The 21,154-nt window shown below is 47.0% G+C and carries 15 protein-coding genes and 2 rRNA genes; 8 read left to right on the top strand and 9 right to left on the bottom strand.

Annotated features, from left to right (window positions below):
• Nucleotides 1-30: 30 nt before the first annotated feature.
• The 4 genes from NYR53_RS04585 to NYR53_RS04570 form a co-directional block, all read right to left on the bottom strand.
• A 23S ribosomal RNA gene (locus tag NYR53_RS04585) occupies nt 31-2,948 on the bottom strand.
• A gap of 197 nt (nt 2,949-3,145) precedes the next feature.
• Nucleotides 3,146-4,687 (bottom strand): 16S ribosomal RNA (locus tag NYR53_RS04580).
• Together the 16S and 23S rRNA genes form the textbook arrangement of a ribosomal RNA operon.
• Nucleotides 4,688-5,178: 491 nt before the next feature.
• A complete protein-coding gene (locus NYR53_RS04575; protein ID WP_261304114.1) occupies nt 5,179-5,568 on the bottom strand; it encodes a VOC family protein in 390 nt (129 codons plus the stop codon).
• Nucleotides 5,569-5,637: 69 nt separating this feature from the next.
• Nucleotides 5,638-5,859, bottom strand: coding sequence for a hypothetical protein (locus NYR53_RS04570; RefSeq protein WP_261304113.1), 222 nt, complete (start codon nt 5,857-5,859; stop codon nt 5,638-5,640).
• A 160-nt stretch (nt 5,860-6,019) separates the two neighbouring features.
• Between NYR53_RS04570 and NYR53_RS04565 the strand changes: the two genes are divergently transcribed.
• Both NYR53_RS04565 and NYR53_RS04560 read left to right on the top strand, forming a co-directional pair.
• Complete coding sequence (locus NYR53_RS04565) at nt 6,020-6,298, top strand: hypothetical protein (protein WP_261304112.1); 279 nt, start codon at nt 6,020-6,022, stop codon at nt 6,296-6,298.
• 233 nt (nt 6,299-6,531) lie between these two features.
• On the top strand, nt 6,532-8,682 hold the full coding sequence (locus tag NYR53_RS04560; RefSeq protein ID WP_261304111.1) for a 5'-nucleotidase C-terminal domain-containing protein: 2,151 nt from the start codon (nt 6,532-6,534) through the stop codon (nt 8,680-8,682).
• Nucleotides 8,683-8,761: 79 nt separating this feature from the next.
• On the opposite strand, the gene NYR53_RS04555 is transcribed toward NYR53_RS04560, so the two are convergent.
• Nucleotides 8,762-11,455 carry a response regulator gene (locus NYR53_RS04555; protein WP_261304110.1) on the bottom strand — a complete coding sequence of 898 codons (2,694 nt, stop codon included), beginning with the start codon at nt 11,453-11,455 and terminating at the stop codon, nt 8,762-8,764.
• 167 nt (nt 11,456-11,622) lie between these two features.
• On the opposite strand from NYR53_RS04555, the gene hisC reads away from it, so the two are divergent.
• Both hisC and mscL read left to right on the top strand, forming a co-directional pair.
• Nucleotides 11,623-12,738, top strand: a complete 1,116-nt coding sequence (gene hisC, locus NYR53_RS04550; protein ID WP_261304109.1) for a histidinol-phosphate transaminase — start codon at nt 11,623-11,625, stop codon at nt 12,736-12,738.
• A 122-nt stretch (nt 12,739-12,860) separates the two neighbouring features.
• Nucleotides 12,861-13,331, top strand: a complete 471-nt coding sequence (gene mscL, locus NYR53_RS04545) for a large conductance mechanosensitive channel protein MscL (protein ID WP_261304108.1) — start codon at nt 12,861-12,863, stop codon at nt 13,329-13,331.
• Nucleotides 13,332-13,348: 17 nt separating this feature from the next.
• Here the strand turns inward: mscL and NYR53_RS04540 are convergent, their stop codons facing one another.
• The 3 genes from NYR53_RS04540 to NYR53_RS04530 form a co-directional block, all read right to left on the bottom strand.
• Nucleotides 13,349-14,113 carry a (S)-benzoin forming benzil reductase gene (locus NYR53_RS04540; protein ID WP_261304107.1) on the bottom strand — a complete coding sequence of 255 codons (765 nt, stop codon included), beginning with the start codon at nt 14,111-14,113 and terminating at the stop codon, nt 13,349-13,351.
• Between the two features lie 580 nt (nt 14,114-14,693).
• Complete coding sequence (gene add / locus NYR53_RS04535; RefSeq protein ID WP_261304106.1) at nt 14,694-15,740, bottom strand: adenosine deaminase; 1,047 nt, start codon at nt 15,738-15,740, stop codon at nt 14,694-14,696.
• Nucleotides 15,741-15,945: 205 nt separating this feature from the next.
• Nucleotides 15,946-16,629: a DNA alkylation repair protein gene (locus NYR53_RS04530; protein WP_261304105.1), complete on the bottom strand. Its 684-nt coding sequence runs from the start codon at nt 16,627-16,629 to the stop codon at nt 15,946-15,948.
• 123 nt (nt 16,630-16,752) lie between these two features.
• Here NYR53_RS04530 and NYR53_RS04525 point away from each other — a divergent pair, with 123 nt between their 5' ends.
• The 4 genes from NYR53_RS04525 to NYR53_RS04510 all read left to right on the top strand — a co-directional run bounded on the left by NYR53_RS04525 (nt 16,753) and on the right by NYR53_RS04510 (nt 20,710).
• On the top strand, nt 16,753-17,550 hold the full coding sequence (locus NYR53_RS04525; protein ID WP_261304104.1) for a Cof-type HAD-IIB family hydrolase: 798 nt from the start codon (nt 16,753-16,755) through the stop codon (nt 17,548-17,550).
• 148 nt (nt 17,551-17,698) lie between these two features.
• A complete protein-coding gene (locus tag NYR53_RS04520; protein WP_261304103.1) occupies nt 17,699-19,318 on the top strand; it encodes a long-chain fatty acid--CoA ligase in 1,620 nt (539 codons plus the stop codon).
• 6 nt (nt 19,319-19,324) lie between these two features.
• A complete protein-coding gene (locus tag NYR53_RS04515) occupies nt 19,325-19,774 on the top strand; it encodes an acyl-CoA thioesterase (protein WP_261304102.1) in 450 nt (149 codons plus the stop codon).
• 84 nt (nt 19,775-19,858) lie between these two features.
• Complete coding sequence (locus NYR53_RS04510; RefSeq protein WP_261306276.1) at nt 19,859-20,710, top strand: SDR family oxidoreductase; 852 nt, start codon at nt 19,859-19,861, stop codon at nt 20,708-20,710.
• A 239-nt stretch (nt 20,711-20,949) separates the two neighbouring features.
• Here the strand turns inward: NYR53_RS04510 and NYR53_RS04505 are convergent, their stop codons facing one another.
• Nucleotides 20,950-21,135 carry a hypothetical protein gene (locus tag NYR53_RS04505; RefSeq protein WP_261304101.1) on the bottom strand — a complete coding sequence of 62 codons (186 nt, stop codon included), beginning with the start codon at nt 21,133-21,135 and terminating at the stop codon, nt 20,950-20,952.
• Nucleotides 21,136-21,154: the final 19 nt, after the last annotated feature.

Genomic DNA, 21,154 nt, shown 5'->3' with positions numbered 1-21,154 from the left:
TTGCGTAAAGGTTTGAATTTCTTAGGTTTATTGGTTAAGCCCTCGACCGATTAGTATTCGTCAGCTGCATGCATTGCTGCACTTCCACCTCGAACCTATCAACCTCGTCGTCTACAAGGGGTCTTACATACTGGGAAATCTCATCTTGAGGGGGGCTTCGCGCTTAGATGCTTTCAGCGCTTATCCCCTCCGTACATAGCTACCCAGCGATGCCTCTGGCGAGACAACTGGTACACCAGCGGTACGTCCATCCCGGTCCTCTCGTACTAAGGACAGCTCCTCTCAAATTTCCTACGCCCGCGACAGATAGGGACCGAACTGTCTCACGACGTTCTGAACCCAGCTCGCGTACCGCTTTAATGGGCGAACAGCCCAACCCTTGGGACCTACTTCAGCCCCAGGATGCGATGAGCCGACATCGAGGTGCCAAACCTCCCCGTCGATGTGGACTCTTGGGGGAGATAAGCCTGTTATCCCCAGGGTAGCTTTTATCCGTTGAGCGATGGCCCTTCCATTCGGTACCACCGGATCACTAAGTCCGACTTTCGTCCCTGCTCGACTTGTAGGTCTCGCAGTCAAGCTCCCTTATGCCTTTGCACTCTGCGAATGATTTCCAACCATTCTGAGGGAACCTTTAAACGCCTCCGTTACATTTTAGGAGGCGACCGCCCCAGTCAAACTGCCCACCTGACACTGTCCCCATACCGGATTACGGTACCAGGTTAGAACTCCGATACGATCAGGGTGGTATCCCAACGGCGCCTCCACCCAAGCTGGCGCTCAGGCTTCAAAGGCTCCCACCTATCCTGTACAGATCGTACCAAAGTCCAATATCAAGCTGCAGTAAAGCTCCATGGGGTCTTTCCGTCTTGTCGCGGGTAACCTGCATCTTCACAGGTATTAAAATTTCACCGGATCTCTCGTTGAGACAGCGCCCAAGTCGTTACGCCATTCGTGCGGGTCAGAATTTACCTGACAAGGAATTTCGCTACCTTAGGACCGTTATAGTTACGGCCGCCGTTTACTGGGGCTTCAATTCATAGCTTCGGGTTTAACCCCTAACCACTCCTCTTAACCTTCCAGCACCGGGCAGGCGTCAGCCCGTATACTTCGCCTTGCGGCTTCGCACAGACCTGTGTTTTTGCTAAACAGTCGCTTGGGCCTTTTCACTGCGGCCCCCTCGGGCTATTCACCCTACCGAGGCACCCCTTCTCCCGAAGTTACGGGGTCATTTTGCCGAGTTCCTTAACGAGAGTTCTTCCGCGCGCCTTAGAATTCTCTTCTCACCCACCTGTGTCGGTTTGCGGTACGGGCACCTTCGCCTGGCTAGAAGCTTTTCTTGGCAGTGTGAACTCATGACCTTCGGTACTTAAAGTTTCCCTCCCCATCACAGCCCAGCCTTACGGTTAGCGGATTTGCCTACTAACCAGCCTCACTGCTTGGACGAGCATCCATCAGCTCGCGTCACTATCCTTCTGCGTCACTCCATCGCTCATAACGGCTACGGTGGTACAGGAATTTCCACCTGTTGTCCATCGACTACGCCTTTCGGCCTCGCCTTAGGTCCCGACTTACCCTGAGCGGACGAGCCTTCCTCAGGAACCCTTAGGTTTTCGGCGGATCAGATTCTCACTGATCTTTTCGTTACTTATACCGGCATTCTCACTTGTATGCGCTCCACCTGTCCTTACGGTCAGAATTCAACGTACATACAACGCTCCCCTACCCATGCACATACGTGCAAGCCATAGCTTCGGTGGCGTGTTTAGCCCCGTTACATTTTCGGCGCAGAGTCACTCGACCAGTGAGCTATTACGCACTCTTTCAATGGTGGCTGCTTCTAAGCCAACATCCTGGTTGTCTGTGCAACTCCACATCCTTTCCCACTTAACACACACTTGGGGACCTTAGCTGATGGTCTGGGCTGTTTCCCTTTTGACAATGGATCTTAGCACTCACTGTCTGACTCCCGGATTTAAGTTTGTGGCATTCAGAGTTTGACTGGACTTGGTAACCCTTGGCGGGCCCCGCACCCAATCAGTGCTTTACCTCCACAACTCCACATCCGAGGCTAGCCCTAAAGCTATTTCGGGGAGAACCAGCTATCTCCGAGTTCGATTGGAATTTCTCCGCTACCCCCACCTCATCCCCGCATTTTTCAACATGCGTGGGTTCGGGCCTCCAGTGAGTGTTACCTCACCTTCACCCTGGACAGGGGTAGATCACACGGTTTCGGGTCTACGTCCACGTACTCAAGCGCCCTATTCAGACTCGCTTTCGCTGCGGCTCCGCCTTTTCAGCTTAACCTCGCACGGGAACGTAACTCGCCGGTTCATTCTACAAAAGGCACGCCATCACCCATATAGAGGGCTCTGACTTCTTGTAAGCACACGGTTTCAGGTTCTTTTTCACTCCGCTTCCGCGGTGCTTTTCACCTTTCCCTCACGGTACTGCTTCACTATCGGTCACTAGGGAGTATTTAGCCTTGGCAGATGGTCCTGCCGGATTCCGACGGGGTTTCACGTGACCCGCCGTACTCAGGATACCTCTAGGGGTTTCGTTCGATTTAAGCTACAGGGCTTTTACCTTCTATGCCGGACCTTTCCAGATCTCTTCGCCTACCGAACTAACCCCACATCGAGGTCCTACAACCCCAAGGAGCAAGCTCCTTGGTTTGGGCTATTCCGCTTTCGCTCGCCGCTACTGACGGAATCACTTTTGTTTTCTTTTCCTCCAGGTACTTAGATGTTTCAGTTCCCTGGGTATGCCTCTACTATTGCTATGTATTCACAATAGAGTAACTGCGCATTACCACAGCTGGGTTCCCCCATTCGGACATCCCCGGATCAAAGCCTGCTTACGGCTCCCCGAGGCATTTCGTCGTTCGCCACGTCCTTCTTCGGCTCCTAGTGCCTAGGCATCCTCCGTGTGCTCTTTCTAGCTTAACCTAGAAAAAAACATTTGAAAATTTCGCAAGATCATAAGATCAAGCAACCTAAGTTCTTACTTTACGTTTTGTTTCGTTATCTAGTTTTCAAGGAACAAGTAGTTGAAGGCAAATTCATCCTTCAAAACTGAACACGAGTGAGTAAGCTGTTTTGTGCTTTCGCACTTGACTGGGTCTATCAGACCCGAGTCTCCATAGAAAGGAGGTGATCCAGCCGCACCTTCCGATACGGCTACCTTGTTACGACTTCACCCCAATCATCTACCCCACCTTCGGCGGCTGGCTCCCTTGCGGGTTACCCCACCGACTTCGGGTGTTGTAAACTCTCGTGGTGTGACGGGCGGTGTGTACAAGACCCGGGAACGTATTCACCGCGGCATGCTGATCCGCGATTACTAGCAATTCCGACTTCATGCAGGCGAGTTGCAGCCTGCAATCCGAACTGAGATCGGCTTATAAGGATTGGCTCCACCTCGCGGCTTCGCTTCCCGTTGTACCGACCATTGTAGTACGTGTGTAGCCCAGGTCATAAGGGGCATGATGATTTGACGTCATCCCCACCTTCCTCCGGTTTGTCACCGGCAGTCATCTTAGAGTGCCCACCCAAAGTGCTGGCAACTAAGATCAAGGGTTGCGCTCGTTGCGGGACTTAACCCAACATCTCACGACACGAGCTGACGACAACCATGCACCACCTGTCTCCTCTGTCCCGAAGGCCTACGATATCTCTACCGTATTCAGAGGGATGTCAAGACCTGGTAAGGTTCTTCGCGTTGCTTCGAATTAAACCACATACTCCACTGCTTGTGCGGGTCCCCGTCAATTCCTTTGAGTTTCACTCTTGCGAGCGTACTCCCCAGGCGGCATACTTACTGTGTTAACTTCGGCACCGAGGAATCGAATCCCCAACACCTAGTATGCATCGTTTACGGCGTGGACTACCAGGGTATCTAATCCTGTTTGCTCCCCACGCTTTCGCGCCTCAGCGTCAGTTATAGGCCAGAAAGTCGCCTTCGCCACTGGTGTTCCTCCACATCTCTACGCATTTCACCGCTACACGTGGAATTCCACTTTCCTCTCCTACACTCAAGTCAACCAGTTTTGGATGCGAACCGGGGTTGAGCCCCGGGCTTAAACACCCAACTTAATTAACCGCCTGCGCGCGCTTTACGCCCAATAATTCCGGACAACGCTTGCCCCCTACGTATTACCGCGGCTGCTGGCACGTAGTTAGCCGGGGCTTTCTTCTCCTATACCGTCACACAAAGCGCAGTTACTCGCCTTGCTGTTCGTCTAGGGCAACAGAGCTTTACGATCCGAAAACCTTCATCACTCACGCGGCGTTGCTCCGTCAGACTTGCGTCCATTGCGGAAGATTCCCTACTGCTGCCTCCCGTAGGAGTCTGGGCCGTGTCTCAGTCCCAGTGTGGCCGTTCACCCTCTCAGGTCGGCTACGCATCGTCGCCTTGGTGAGCCGTTACCTCACCAACTAGCTAATGCGCCGCAGGCCCATCTATAAGCCACAGATTGCTCCGTGTTTCATAATTCTCTCATGCGAGAAAACCAGTTATCCGGTCTTAGCTATCGTTTCCGATAGTTATCCCGGTCTTATAGGCAGGTTACCTACGTGTTACTCACCCGTCCGCCGCTAACTTATCCCGAAGGATAAATCCGCTCGACTTGCATGTATTAGGCACGCCGCCAGCGTTCGTCCTGAGCCAGGATCAAACTCTCCATAATAGAAAAACTATTTGAAAGCTTAATTGCTCATTTGCGTTGCTAGCGAGATTTTGCAATCTCTTTTTTGAACGATTTCTCGTTCGTGCTTACTCACTCGTTGTTCAGTTTTCAAAGATCAATTTCTTTCATTCACTGCCGTGTTACCGAAGCAGCGAGAAGTAATATACCACAGCTCGTTCATCAATTGCAAGCACTTTTTTTCTTGTCAATCTCTGTCGTTCACTGTCGGAAAGCCATAGTAACATAGGTTGCTGTTTGAATGCAAGTCCCATGTAATGACTCATGATGATTCGCCGCTTCAAAGCAGCGAGGAATAATGTAACACGTTGAGAAACCAATTACAACCCCTTTGGAAATGTTCCGCAATTGCAATTGTTTTGAATTGTTCCTACATAAATATCTAAACAAAAAGAGGATGCAGTCCCTCTGCATCCTCTGAAGCTGTAATCCATTGTAATGAAGGGAAGCGAATCTACCGTATCATCAACGACTCAACGCTTAGGTTGAAAGAACTCGATTCGCTCTCCATCTAAACCATTAAAGAAGAAGTATCCGGAGCCATTCGGAAGGGTCGTAATCTCAGCATCCAACTGTTCGACTCCCAATCCTTTGATTCTTGTAAATTCCGCTTCAATATCATCCACAGTAAAAGCCAAATGATGAACTTTGCCTTCTTGCGGTAAACCCGCGTTATAACCCTCTATTAATTCAACTTCAGTTTCGTTTAATACTTCAAAGCCAAGAAAACCAAGTTTGATCACACCATTTGTATGCAGCAAGGTACTTTTGTGCTTAAGTCCAATCACTTCTTCATAGAAACGAATCGATGCTTCCAAGTTCGCTACCATTACACCAACATGCTCCATTTTCAAAACTGCCATCTGTACATAACCTCCTCTATTCATCTCCTTCTATTGTAGCGAAAAGAGGAAGAGAGGGCTAGACTGTCTTTAAGTCATACTAAGCGTTTCCATTTCACCATCCAACGAGAAGAGTGTGACTTCTTTATTCGTAATATTGACCAAACCAATATCATCAAATACTTTTCTCACCTGTGCATTGGATAAATGCTTCATGATGGTTTGGGCCGCTATCTGTAAATGATCCTGATACTTAGATTCATAAAACATAATAACTTCTTTTTCTCCGACAAGGATTTTTGCGTGCATCATCCCATCCAACACCCCCAATATCAATGAATCAATTGTATATTTTGGAATCTAGGAAAGTGTCAGATCTTTATTAGGTTTATGTTAGGTTCGTAGATTTCGCCTTAGAAACAAAGTCAGTGTATACTAGAGTAGAAAGAAGATGAAGTAGGGGAGTACGATTATGAGATTACTAAAGCTTCTTCAAATCTATGAAGTGGATGGGATTACGCCCAAGCATCGATCAGAACGATTCAATTTTGATGAAATACAAGGGCATACATTTCGTGAAATGAACCCTACTGAAGTTGGGTGCCCAATGATCCTATCAGGCGTCCATCAATATATACCTTTCAAAACAACTAGAGTTCAAGCAATAGATCTGGACGGAATGGATTTCCGGGTACTGACACGCAATACAATCTATCATTTTGAAGTTTATACGGAACGCCAAGCCACGTAACCTCTGAAAGGTTAATGGCTTTTTTTGTTCGTAGATAAGAAAGTATAAGCTTTATACTTTTGCTTCGCATCTACCTTGACAAACGCGCTCGTCCTGAAGGACGACGGAGTCGTTTATCCTTGTTTCATATTATAATAATTTCTTTACTTCTCAAAATCTACCATTTCCCCTTATACTAATAGATGGGTTTATTAACCGAGGTTCTATTAATTTGAAGGAGGAATTTTTAACACATGAAAAAAACATTGACCACCCGCCTTACAGCGCTCGCTCTTGTTACCGTTCTTACTAGCTCTTTCGCTGGCAGTCTAGCATTTGCCGAAACAGCAGCTCCCTCTTCTCCTGTTTCAATGAAGTCAGACATGCGTCTTGCCATTGATAACGGCGCTATTGAGGGCTACGGGGATTCGGACTACCGTGGAGCAAATGCCGCTACTCGTGCGGAAGTGGTAACAATGATTAACCGTGCTGCCAAGCTGAAAAGTGCAGATCTTGGTTCTGTCACGTTCACGGACCTTGCGAATTGGCAAAAACAGGCGGTTGCGAATGCCGTTGCAGCTAAACTCATTAGCGGCTTTGCTGACGGTACGTTTCACCCAAATGCTGCCGTTACTCGTCAAGAGCTTGCTGAGTTAATCGTTAAAGTCGTAACTGGCGGCCAACTGCCAAAAGTGAACGAGAATGTGTTGAACTACTTCAAAGATTCCTCCTCCATCGCTAAAGAATCCCGCCCTTATGTGGCATATGCTGTCATCAGCGGAATTTTCACACCTACCCTTGACGGTAACTTCAATCCTACTGCGGAAGTAACACGTGATGAAGTAGCTAAAGCACTTAAGCCTATTTTATTTAAAGTGGTTGATATTTTAACTACGAACGATATTCACGGTAAAATCGAAGTCGGCTTTGATAAAAAGCGAAATCAAGGTCAAGGCGGTATCGAAACACTCGGCGGTATCGTGACCGATTTCCGTGCTGTAAATCCAAAAGGAACGGTCGTTGTTGACGGCGGAGACGCATGGCAAGGAACACTGATTTCCAATACGACAAATGGTCAATCCGTGATGGATACGATGGCGCAAGTGCAATATGATGCCGCGGCTATCGGCAACCATGAGTTCGACTTCGGTCGTGACGTACTGATCGATAATATTAAGAAAGCTAAATTCCCTATTCTCGGGGCAAATATTATTGATGATAAAACAGGTAAACGCGTTGACTGGACACAGCCCTACGTGATCGTTGAAAAAGATGGCCTGAAAATCGGTATCATCGGTTTCGCAACACCACAAACGACTACGACAACAAAGTCAACAAACATTGAAGGCCTTTCCTTTGTAAATCCTATTCCAATGGCTAAAGAATTGTCTGCCGAGCTGCGCGCTAAAGGTGTAGACATCATTATGGTTACCTCCCACCTACCAGGTGAGCAAAACCAAAAGTCTGCTGAAATCATTAGTGAGCTTGCTGATCTTGCAAAAGGTACTGGGAATGGTACCCTTGATGCGATTGTTGGCGGTCACTCCCATATGCGTGTTGCCGGTATCGTGAATGGTATTCCTGTAGTTGAGGCTCAAAGCTGGCTGTATGCGGTTGGACACATTCAATTGTTTGTAGATAAATCCACAAAGCAAGTCGTATCCTCGAATGCAAGCTTGCTAGAAACATATACGAACCTGACAACGGCTGACGCGAAGATTCACCAAACGGTAGAGGATTATAAAGCCAAAATTTCGGCGAAATCCGGAGAAGTTGAAGTCGTTGCTGCAGAGCCGCTAACTCGTAAATCTTTCCGTTTTGCAGTCAATGGCGGAGTTGACCGCGACGGCGCTTCCCAATTAGGAAACAGCATCACAGATGCCATGCGCGCTTCTGAGAAATCCGATATTGCCTTCACTAATATTGGCGGTATTCGCGCTGATGTAGACAAAGGTGAGCTGACTTACAGCAAAATGTTTGAAGTGTTCCCTTTCGGCAATTACAACGTTACGGGGACAATGACTGCTGAACAAATCAAAAAAGCGCTCGAAGTTACGGACAAGTATTCCAATCTTCCGGCTATTCAATTCTCAGGTTTGAAAGTTGAATGGGACAGCACGAAGCCGCTCGGTGAGAAATATTCCAAAATCACCCTGGTAGATGGCACTCCTATCTATGTCGATGGCAAGTTTAATACTGACCGTACATTCAAAGTAACAACCAATGATTTCATGGCTACTGGCAGTGGCGATGGCTTTACGGTATTCGGAGAAGTGAAGGATTGGAAAGATGGCGCGATCATGCTGGACGCTTGGGTGAAGTACGCAAATTCCCTGAAAACTGCTGGTAAAGAGCTATCTGTACAAGACGATGGTCGCGATGTGCGTTTGGACTTGAAGAAATAAGTTATTATATTAATGATTAATCACATAAAATAAAAAGGCCTTTGACCGCATCCAAAAATGGATAGAGTCAAAGGTCTTTCTATTTGGTCAGCCATACACGCATAAGGGACATCAATTGGCTTAAATTAAGCGGTTTGCTAATATAATCAGAAGCTCCTGCTTGCAAGCAAATGTCTCTATCCTGTTTCATGGCCTTGGCCGTCAATGCGATAATCGGCACTTTTTCAAATCGGGTATCTTTCCTAATCATCCGCATGGCTTCGTAACCATCCATAACAGGCATCATGATATCCATAAGTATGAGGTCGATATCTTGATCTTGCTTCATGATCTCCAAACATTCTTGTCCATTATGGGCAACGCTAACCAGTATGCCTTCTTTCTCAAAAGCATTGCTTAGAGCGAACACATTCCGAACGTCATCGTCGACGACAAGTACTTTTCTTCCGCTGAAATTGTTCCTCTCTGCTGGATCAGCAGCTTTCTTATAGGCATCCCTAAGCAGAAAGTCACTTATCATCGGGGAAGACGCTGCTGCAGCTTCCTTCTGCATAGATTCAGTCTCGTTAAAGACTTGCTCTAATGATGGAACATAAAGCGTGAAGGTACTTCCAACCCCCTCTTCGCTTTGCATGATAACCCTGCCACCGAGAAGTCGGGCTAATTCACGGCTTATCGATAACCCAAGGCCTGTCCCTCCGTATTTACGATTCGTTGTTCCATCCGCCTGGCGAAACGGTTCAAAGATCAGTTGCTGCTTCTCAGGAGATATCCCAATCCCTGTATCTTTGACGGATAGGGCCATAACTTGTTTATGTTTAGCCAATGGCAGAAACTCTCTAATCTGCTCCTCGCTGCACATACTCAAAATCACCTGAACGGAGCCCTTATGTGTAAATTTAAAGGCATTCGAGAGTAAATTTTTAATAATTTGGGATAATCGTTGTTCATCTGTATAGAAAATGTCTGGTACCTGTGAATCGCGTGAAATGTTGAAAGTGAGATTTTGCTGTTCGGCCACCTTGTCAAATTGACTTTTCAATATATCAGGAAGCTCTGATACATTCATTTCACCGACATGAATATCTAATTTGCCAGCTTCGACTTTGGATAGATCGAGAATATCGTTAATCAGATGCAGAAGATCATTCCCTGAAGAATGAATGACCCGGGCGTACTCTTGCTCTTCTTTGGTCAACGAACCCTGCTTATTTTCTTGGAGCATTTGGGAAAGAATAAGCACACTATTTAATGGAGTACGTAGTTCATGTGACATATTCGCCAAAAATTCCGATTTATATTGAGAACTTTGCTGCAGCTGAATCGCATGCTCTTCAAAAGATGCTTTAATATTCTCTAGTTCCCGTGACCGTTCTTCCGCATAGCGATTCTGTTCCTCCAACTGTTCATTCGTCATGTGCAGTTCTTCTTGTTGCATTTGAAGTTCTTCCGTCATGATCTGGTATTCTTTTAGAAGCCGCTCAACCTCAACACGCGTTTGCACACTATGTACAATTGTCCCTAATACTTCGAGAATATCTTCAAGCAGCTCGAGCTGCAGCGAAGTAAATTTATCAAAAGAGGCCAGCTCCATGACAGCAATAACTTCATTGTTATGTAAAATGGGTACGATCAAAACACTTTTAGCCTTCGCAGCTCCGAGTCCAGACGATAGGGTAATGTAACTATCTGGTACATTGGTTAGGTGATACATTCGCTTCTCTACCGCACATTGACCGACTAGTCCTTCACCCAATTGGAAGTGATAAACTCCAATGCCATCGCTCCCCCCCATGACCGCATAAGAAGCTAACTTAACCATAGAATCCTTGCCTTCATAAGAAGAACGAAGATAAAGAATGCCGAAAGAAGCGTCAAACAGCTCAGCCGCTTTACTTATAAAAGATTTCCCAAGTGTTTCTAGATCCGAAATTCCTTGAAGCATATGAACGACTTCCGTTAATTTTCGCTGCTGCCACTCCATCTCTTCTTGATTCTCAAGCAGAACATTCGTTGCTTCCGCAAGATCTTTTACCTCATCATTCATAGTAACTTGTATACGTTTAGAACGATCTCTCTTCGATGAACTTAAATTCAAAATACTTCTTGTTACTTGCTTAATCGTCCCTACGATAGATCGGGAAATTAATAAGGATGCGGCCATTGAAAATATAACAACAAGCGTTAACATGGCGAATAAAGACTTGGTAAGCATTTGATTCTGTGCATCTAAGTGTGCCGCTCTTTCCTTCGTAAGACCCATTTCGACGCTGCGAAAGCGATCCAACTGTGAGCGTATGTCATCAATAATTTGCTTCCCCAGTAAAAAATTATAATCAAAATTTGTTTCGTTATTTACGTTATTTCTCGTTGATGATAGGGAGTTTCCTCCGCTCTGCTGCAGCCATCGTTCGATTGACGCCTTAATGGAAGAAAGATTTTGCTCCTGTATAGGATTACCTCGAGTTAGCTGGCTGAGACGGCTGTAGGATTCCCTCCATTTCGACTCTCCTACATTGTAAGGTTCTAAGTAGCTGAGCACACCCGTAAGTAAGTAGCCCCGCTGCCCGCTTTCCATATCCATCACATATTTTTCGATACGATTCGTTTCATTATGAACAGCAAAATCATGCTCGATGATATAATTTCTATCTTTCTGCATGGAAATCACCTGAGAATTGACTAATACAAATGAAATGGTTAAACAGACAATGATGAACATATACCCAATCATAATTTTGGAACGGATACCAAATCTATTTTTCCCCATCATGCTGCAGTCCCTTCCCCTAGTAAGAATTTTCCTTATACGGGTATTATACTATGTTCTCCAAAAAATGGGACATGGAGTTTATTTTTACTTTACTACTTTAACGAGTTAATGTATTATTATAGTAACGTATTAAATTATTTTTTCTAAATGAAATGGGAGTGATTATTATGAGTCGGACAATTAAACACATTCGCCCACGCAGTGTCCTTTCACGCATGAAGCCTTACTCTCCTGGGAAACCCATTTGGGAAGTTCAACGAGAATTAGGTATCGAAAAGGTCACCAAACTTGCTTCTAACGAAAATCCTATCGGCCCTTCACCACTGGCACTAACAGCCATTCAATCTTATTTGACCGATATCCATCGCTACCCAGACGCTGACACAGTTGATCTTAGGGGAGCAATAGCGGAGAAATTACAGCTTTCTTCTGATGAAGTCCTCATAACTAATGGGGCCGATGAACTCATCACGCTGATCTCGGAGACATTTTTGGAACCAGGGGATGAGATTATTGTTCCTTCTCCAACGTTTAGCGAATATGAATTCGGGGCTAATTTAATGGGCGCTCGTGTTGTGCAAGTACCGCTTCGCGAAGATTACCGTTATGATATTGACGATATCCTAGCTGCTGTAACGGAACAAACCAAGCTACTTTATATTTGCTCACCTAACAATCCAACAGGCACATATATGAAGAAACAGGATTTACATCGGCTTATGGATGAGCTCCCTTCCCATGTGCTTGTTATTTTCGATGGGGCTTATAGTCACTTTGTAACTGCAGATGATTATTGTGATGGGTTGGAGCTTGTACGTTTGGGCTACCCCATTGTCGTCACACAAACCTTTTCCAAAATATACGGATTGGCTGGCATACGTGTTGGGTATGGCATCGCGGCCGCAAGCATTTTGCATAGTATTCGTCAGGTCAAAGAACCCTTCAATGTGAATGCATTAGCCCAGGTTGGCGCTACTGCGGCAATTAGGGATGATCAGCATCTTGAGGCGACACGTGAAATGAACGCTCGCGGGAGAGAGCAATTATATGATAGCTTGCAGGGATTGGGTTTAAATTTCACACGCAGTATGAGTAACTTCCTCTTGGTTGAGCTTGGCCCGGACGCTAAAAACATCTATGAAAAGCTGATGAATAAAGGAATTATTATTCGTTATGGCGGAGCTTGGAACCTTCCTAATCATGTGCGGATTTCAGTCGGGACGTCTGAGGATCATATAATATTAATCGAGGCGCTTAGCGAAATATTCATTAAGCAAACCTGATTTGATCGCCACAGCTCAAAAATGCCTTGAACGGATAAGCCGAAATCTACCCCCAATTGTTTGCGTGCAATCAAATATGCTACAATACTAACAATTATTTTCTCATGGGGGTAAGCGAAGCGATGCTGAAGGAATTTAAAGATTTTGCTTTCAAAGGGAATATGGTAGATCTAGCTGTAGGGGTTATTATCGGGGGGGCCTTCGGGAAGGTCATTACGTCGATCGTGAATGACGTTATCATGCCACCAATTGGGCTATTGCTGGGCAGAGTTAACTTCAATGAGTTGTTTATTTCATTAAATGGTAAACACTATAATACCATTGCAGAAGCTGCTGCAGACAAGGGCGCCCCTGTTCTTAAATATGGACAATTCATTTCTACTTTTTTAGATTTCTTAATTGTTGCACTTGTTATTTTTATAGTGGTCAAACAGCTTAGCAAGTTCCGTAAAAAGGAAGAACCGAAAGAAAAAGTGGTAACATCCAAATCTTGTCCGCACTGCTTGTCCGAAATTCCCGTACAAGCTACACGTTGTAAGTTCTGTACTTCAGAGCTGTCATCAGGTCCTTCTGTGTCTGGGAGTATTCAATAGTATAGTAAAAGCCCGAATCATGCTGACGATTCGGGCTTTTTTGTGCGCAGATCGGCAATCTCGCCTTGCGCGAAAGCATTTGTTTGGAGCAGGTTGAGCAATTGCCTGGCAGTCGCTTCAGGCGATTGCAGCTCGCCCTGCTCTTTGAGCTGGATGAAACGGTTCACCTGCGGGAAGTCCACTTCCGCAGCAGCGCGGATCTCCCGCTGCATATCCGTGTCAACCACACCCGGAGCGACGGAGTAAATCTCCACCGGGTGCGGCTCATTCATCTGCTCCACGCCCACGCAGCGCGTCAGCATGTCAAGCCCGGCTTTGGCGGTGCAGTAGGCACCCCAGCCGGGGTAGGGCTTTCTCCCCGCGCCCGAGGAGATGCCCACGACCCGCTTCACAATCGGCCAAGTCTGCGTGAGCCGAATGAAGCTGTTCGTCAGCAACGCGGGCGCGATGAGATTGACCTGCAGGCTGCGCTGCAGGTCAACAGGGTCTGCTCGGCCGATCGACGTCATCGGCTCGAGCAGGCCAGCATTATTGATGAGCGTGATGGAATCCGCTTCATCCACCGTGCTGAGGATTCGCTCCACGAGCGAATCCAGCCCTTGCGTGTCCGCCAAGTCGTAAGCGTGGAAGGTAAGCGTACCTTCCGCGCGCAGCGCCTCTTGGCGCAAAGCTTCACTGTCGCTGCGGGAAATGCAGTGAATCGCAGCTCCCTGCTGCAGAAGCTGCTGGATGATCGCAGCGCCGAGTCCTTTTGAACCACCTGTAATAATATACGTTTCCATTTACAGCCCCCTTACGACAAACGGACGTACTATCAATTAACCATCCCGTTGAAATTCGCCCTATACTTTAAAGATACCACTCTTCGGGAATGATGTCTTGACGTTTGAGCATGGGGAACGACTTCTCTTTGCTATCACTCGCTCGTTAGATACCAATCCGTTATCTTCTCATCTGTAAAGATGAAAAACATCGTTACAGAAACGATCCCACATCCCCTCGCATCTGTAACGATGAAAAATATCTTTACAGCCTCGCTCAGCGCATAAAACTGCTTTTTTCTCGTCTGTAAAGATGAAAAACATCGTTACAGAAACGATCCCACATCCCCTCGCATCTGTAACGATGAAAAATATCTTTACAGCCTCGCTCAGCGCATGAAACTGCTTTTTTCTCGTCTGTAAGAATGAAAAACATCGTTACTGACACGATTCCACATCCCCTCGCATCTGTAACGATGAAAAATATCTTTACAGCTTATACACTGGTTGTAGGTTATTGCACTTGTATTCTAAGGGATGGAGATACTACTATGAGATGCAGATTGGATTACTTATACTTTATTCTTCTCGCATGAGACTGCTAGTTGAGCACGCCTAAACTACTCATTTCATCTTCCATCTCACGTCTTAATGACAGCTTATCATGCTCCTCCATAAATGCGGCATCTACGCCATTCATGATCAACTTAACCAGCTCTGGTGTCGTGAAGCCAAAGCGGTCTTTGAGCACTCGGTATTCATTTGTAATATTGGTTCCTGATACGCTGGGGTTATCCGTATTAATCGTTACGACCAGCCCTTGATCCAAATATTCACGAATCGGATACGTTTCCCATCCGGAGACGGCCTTCGTTTGGATGTTGCTGATCGGGCACATCTCGAGTGGGATACGGCGATCCTTGACCATTTCCAATATGGCTCTGTTCTCCTTCAATCGAACACCGTGCCCAATGCGAGCAGCGCCGAGGTTCGTTACGGCTTCAAACACGTTCTTCGCTCCCGCCGCTTCTCCGGCATGGATGGTGACAGGAATACCTAGTCTTCCTGACTCCGCAAAAACCTCCCGGAAACATTCCGGCGGATAAGACGCCTCATCTCCAGCTAAGTCGACAGCAACTAAGCCTTTCCCCACATATTTAGCCGCCGCTTCGATCACTTCTAGGTTGCTTTCACACGAATGATTTCTCATGCAGATCGCGATGACGCCGACTCTTACACCGAAATCCCGCTGCCCCCGCTTCATGCCCTCTACCACATGATGAATCGTTTCCTCAACCGTCAAACCGTTGTTCCTATGCAGCTGCGGTGCGAAACGAACTTCCACATATCTGCAATTATGTTCAGCAGACTGTTCGACGACCTCGTAGGCAACCCGTTCCAAGGCTTCAGCAGATTGCAAAAACCGGGTAGTAAAATCAAATTTACTTAGATATTCAATGAGACTTCCGCACTCCTCGCCTACTCGCATATGTGGAATGAGTCCGTCTTTATCATAAACAGGAAGTTCAATGCCTTGCCTACGAGCGAGATCCAGAATCGTCTCTGGCTTCACACTGCCATCCAAGTGCAAGTGAAGATCAACCTTGGGTAATCTCGCTAATAGATCGTTAGCCCGCATGTTATTCATCTTCCATCTCTCCTTCTTCTTTCAATCTCGTAACGCGCTTTTAAAGAATTTTAATTACTTTACTCGAATGTCATCACTATGTCAATATACTTGACAAAAATTTGATTTAATCATTGTATGCGTCAGTTAAGATGACATTGCATGAATTTCTGGAAATAAAAAAAGATCCACACAAGGACCTTTCATCCTCTGTGGATCTCCTATTTCATTTCTCCTTACGATGAATCACTTTCAAAGCTTCCCGCACACTTAGCGGTGAAAGCTCCGTACTTGCAACGAAAGACTGCACCGCCGCGGGGTCTGTCTTTGAATACTCGCGAAGCGCCCAGCCAATCGCTTTGCGGATGAAGAATTCCTTCGAATCGGCCATTCGTCTGATACAACTAAACAGAAGCGGTACATCCGTCCGTTGTTTATATTTTAGTTGGAACAATACCGCCGTTCTCTGCAGCCACATATGATCTGAAGCTAGCCACTTATCCACATAGGATGGAATCAACTCAGGAAACCGCTGCAAGTGAAAGCCGATTAAGTGATCAGCAATCATATCCACGGTGTCCCACCACGATTTGGTCACGATGAAATGCTCCAAGACATCGATATGCTCCCGTTCAGCGGTTTTTCGCAGCCCAGTAAGGACCAATAATGCCGTATAAGCAAACTCGCGCTCAGGCAACTCCCAGAGCTCTTTGGCAACTCTGACCCCCTCCTCACCCTTGGGGAAGCCATGTTCCTTCGTGAATTGCTTGGTCAATGCTGTTCGTTCTGGATTTCGGATCCCGAGAAATGGGAAATGGTTTTTCATGTAGGCTTCCATACTTGGCGCATTTGCCGTGTTGCGGTGAGCTCTTAACCAAATCTCCAGCTTGTCCGTATAAGGGGATGCCATCGGTTACGTGCCTCCTTTTTAACCAATCAACGGTATGCTTTATTGTAGCAATTCCAAAGTAATTCGGGTATGCTTATAGCAGAATTTTTCATATAGACTACTTATCGGATCGGAGAGAACTACATGACTTACAAACTAGTTGCCGCTGACTTAGATGATACGCTGCTGCGTGATGATCTAACCATCTCACAAGAAACTATTGAGGCTATGCACAAGGCCGTTGCCAAAGGCGTAACCGTAACGATTGCAACGGGAAGAAGCTTCCCATCCGCCGCCAAGATTGCCAATCAGATCGGGCTCAATGTTCCGATTATCACTTATCAGGGAGCCTTGATCAAAAATCTACTTGATGAGGAAGTCCTCTACGAGCGTACAGTTCCAGTGGAAAGCGCGCGCCTTCTGCTCGATTTCTGTGAAAAACGCAATCTTCATCTTCAGCTTTACCATGGGGATCAGCTTTATGCAGGTGAAGATAACGATAAGATTAAAGCCTACGTGCGTCTCTCCAAAACGCCTTATATCATTGGTGATCTGCGCCAATGGATTGATATCCCGCAGCCTAAGATGCTTATCGTGGATACACCGGAAGTATGCGACCAGCTGCGCGAAGAGCTGCTGCCTCTGTTAGGTGACAAGCTGCACATTACGAAGTCCAAACCGCACTACTTGGAATTCATGCACAAGGAAGGTACCAAAGGACATGCGATCACTTTCCTCGCCGAGCATATCGGCTGCTCTTTAGATGACGTTATTGCCCTGGGCGATGCTTGGAATGACCGTGAAATGTTGGAAGTCGCTGGACTTGGCGTCGCCATGGACAACGCACTGCCGCAGCTCAAGGAGCTGGCGAACTATGTGACGAAGAGCAATAACGACGATGGCGTCAGACATGTTATTGAAAAGTTTATTTTGAATGCGTAAGAGTTGATAGCGTTAAACCGATTTCATCTGCATGGTCCACATGCGCTGGAGTCGGTTTTTTATTTACAAAACGCTTGTTTTTGGACATATCCTGTCCCCCCGGCTTATATATTACAATAGAATCAGACAATCTCCGGAGGTGCTCCACATGGAAAATTTCCCATTAACGCTGCGCTCTCTCTTCGAACGTTCACAAACCTTGTTCCCCAAAAAAGAGGTTGTTTCACGTACAAGCACCGGCACCCTTCGGTATACTTACGCCGATTTTGGGAGACGAGCTAAGCAATTGTCCAGCTCCTTGCAAGCACTTGGTGTGAAACCCGGAGATCGGGTTGCTACTTTTGCCTGGAATCACCACTGGCATCTAGAGGCTTATTTCGCCATCCCCTGCATGGAGGCTGTGCTGCACACGGTCAACATCCGCCTCCCCGCTGAGCATATTGCGTATATTCTTAATCATGCGGAAGATCGTTTTCTCTTCGTTGATGAGACCTTACTCCCTATCATCGAGAAAATTCAGCATCAACTTACGACAATAGAAGGCTATATTTTGATGACGGATAAAAAGGAATTGCCGCCTACTTCTTTACATCCCGTCTATTTATATGAGAACATGATAGAGGGCGGAGACCCGCACTATACATACGATTCCGACATAAATGAAAGCGCTCCCGCAGGCATCTGTTATACCTCTGCGACAACCGGCAATCCCAAAGGTGTGGTGTATTCCCATCGCGGGATCTATCTGCATTCCCTCTCCATCGGATTGGCGGATACACTGGGCCTTTCTGAACGAGACTCGGTTCTTCCTATTGTGCCGATGTTTCACGTCAATGCTTGGGGACTTCCATTCGCGTCTGTCTGGTTCGGCAGCAAGCAAGTGCTTCCGGGACCTTCCCCGACACCGGACATCCTCCTTCGTTTGATCGCAGACGAGAAAGTGACGATTGCTGCTGGTGTTCCTACGGTATGGACGGCCGCACTTAAGGTGCAGGAATTACTGCAAGTGGATTTATCATCCCTTCGTGCAGTCGTCTGTGGCGGATCTGCTGCCCCGCGCAGTCTGATCGAAAGCTACGAACAGCGGCTCAAGGTGCCATTCTATCATGCGTACGGGATGACAGAGACGTGTCCTCTCGTTACCGTTGCCCGACTCAAAAGCTATCAGGAAGATGCCTCATACGATGAACAGTACGATGCGAGAGCTACTCAGGGCTTGCTTGTGCCTGGACTTGATATGAAAATCGTTGGACCTCGGGGTGAGGTAGCTTGGGATGGGAAGGAAATGGGCGAAATCCTACTGCGCGGGCCATGGGTAGCTGCGGAATACTACAAGGATGCCCGAACGCAGGAATCGTTCCAGGACGGTTGGTTTTACAGCGGAGATATCGCGGTTATTGATGCTGAGGGATTTGTGAAGCTGGTGGATAGAGCCAAGGATCTGGTCAAAAGCGGTGGGGAATGGATTTCGTCTCTCGATTTAGAAAACGCATTAATGGCGCATCCGAATGTGTTCGAGGCTTGTGTCATCGGCGTGCCGCATTCCAAATGGGATGAACGCCCTCTCGCCTTCGTCGTCCTGAAAGACGCAGCGGTACAAACGGATGACGACAAAGAGAATTTACTCAATTTTCTGAAAAATAAGTTTGCCAAATGGTGGATTCCAGACGATGTTGTATTTCTCCACGAAATACCTAAATCGTCGGTCGGTAAATTTATGAAACGCGAGCTTCGCGAGCAGTATCAAACCTATTTTACAGGAGACTAAATGACAATGAACAACTTCGAATTAGAGGGCTTCCGCTTTTATACACCAACGAAAGTTCGTTTCTGTGAAACCGATGCGAATGGGCACCTGAGTCACCTCTCTTCCGTCATTTACATGGAGCAAGCCCGCTGTGAGTATATGAACGGATTGGGGTTATTTTTTGCAAATTCGGATGGTCAGCTGGCTGATAAAACCTTTTTTCTCGTCAGCCAAAGCGTCGAATATAAGTCGCAAGCGCATTTTAACGATGAGCTCGATATTTATATGAAAGTGAGCCGGATCGGCACCTCATCGATTGAAACGCAGTATGCCATTGTTAAGCGAGCGAATAAGCAGCTTGTGAGCTTCGCTACCAGCACCGGTGTCTATGTCGATGTTCATACACAAAAAGGCACCCCGCTTCCAGAAGATTTAGCAAGTCGTATCGAGCAATTCGAGGCTGCGTTCATCCAGTAACAATTGCAGTACCAATAGCAATGGCAGCACATTCACAGCATTAATCATTAGCAGCGTAAATTGACGATGAAGGGCGCGATGGATATGTTCGAAGCAACCTTGCTGAAGGATAAAGTCATTCTTATTACAGGTGGCGGTACCGGTCTTGGCCGGGCTATGGGCGAGAAATTTCTGGCTTTAGGCGCTAAACTCGCGATTACCAGCCGACGCGAGGAGGTACTTGCTAAAGCGGCTGCCGAAATGGGTAGTGTTGGCAAGGAAGTCTTCTATAAGAGCTGTGACGTACGTGACCCGCTTCAAATTGCCGAGATGGTGGCCGCTGTGGAACAGCATTATGGCCGTATTGATGTACTGATTAATAATGCTGCCGGCAACTTCGCAAGTCCGACAGAAAAATTATCTCCGCGCGCCGTAGATGCGGTGCTGGATATCGTCCTTCACGGAACGTTCTACACCACGTTAGAAGTGGGCAAAAGATGGATCGAGCAAGGCGTCGGCGGTACGATGCTGAACATCGTCACCTCCTATGCCTCCACCGGCTCGGCCTTCGTTGTACCGTCGGCTGCTGCCAAAGCCGGCGTGCTTGCGCTGACGCGCTCACTTGCCGTTGAGTGGGCGCGGCACGGCATCCGGCAAGTCGCCATCGCGCCGGGGCTCTTCCCTACCGACGGCGCGTGGAGCCGACTGGCTCCGACGCCCGAGCTGTCGGAGAAGCTCTTGAACCGCGTGCCGCTGCGGCGAGTCGGTGAGAAGGATGAGCTCGCGAACCTCGCGGCTTATCTGATTTCGGACTACGCCGCCTACATTAACGGCGAAGTGGTCACGATCGACGGCGGCGAATGGCTGCAGGGCGCCGGGCAGTTCAACGATCTGCTCGAGGTGACCGAGGAGCAGTGGGTTGGGCTTGCGGAGATGACGCGCAAGGGCAAGTCCTGAGCGTAGGTATGATCATTTCTCATTTGCGTAATGTTGTATTTCGTTTCGTACAACATTACGCAATTACAGCAGGGAAGCAAATATTAAAGTTAAAAAAAGATCCCGGTCCGCAAGATGATTTGCGTTGGGGTCGTTTATACTTCATTCAAGCCGACAATGACGAGGGAAAATAAAGTTCTTTCATGAGAATTTGCAATTGTTTACTATAACAAAAAGTAACTAAGCCGTGGGGCTAGTTACTAATTATTATTTAGTATAAGTACTCTTTTTCTTTTAGCAACATGCGATTTACCGGTCTCCTGTAGTGTATAAGCTGGAAATGAAGGATATCCAAATTCCAATAAATCCGCACATCGATCACAAACTTTTTCTGTGACTTGCTTTTCTTCAATATTACATAGCGGACAAAGTACTTTTGTATTCATATGCATTCACATCCTTTAT

This window comes from Paenibacillus andongensis (assembly GCF_025369935.1).
Classification (GTDB): Bacteria; Bacillota; Bacilli; order Paenibacillales; family NBRC-103111; genus Paenibacillus_E; species Paenibacillus_E andongensis.
Note: the sequence above shows the minus strand (reverse complement) of the source record. Positions and strands in the feature narration are given on the sequence as shown.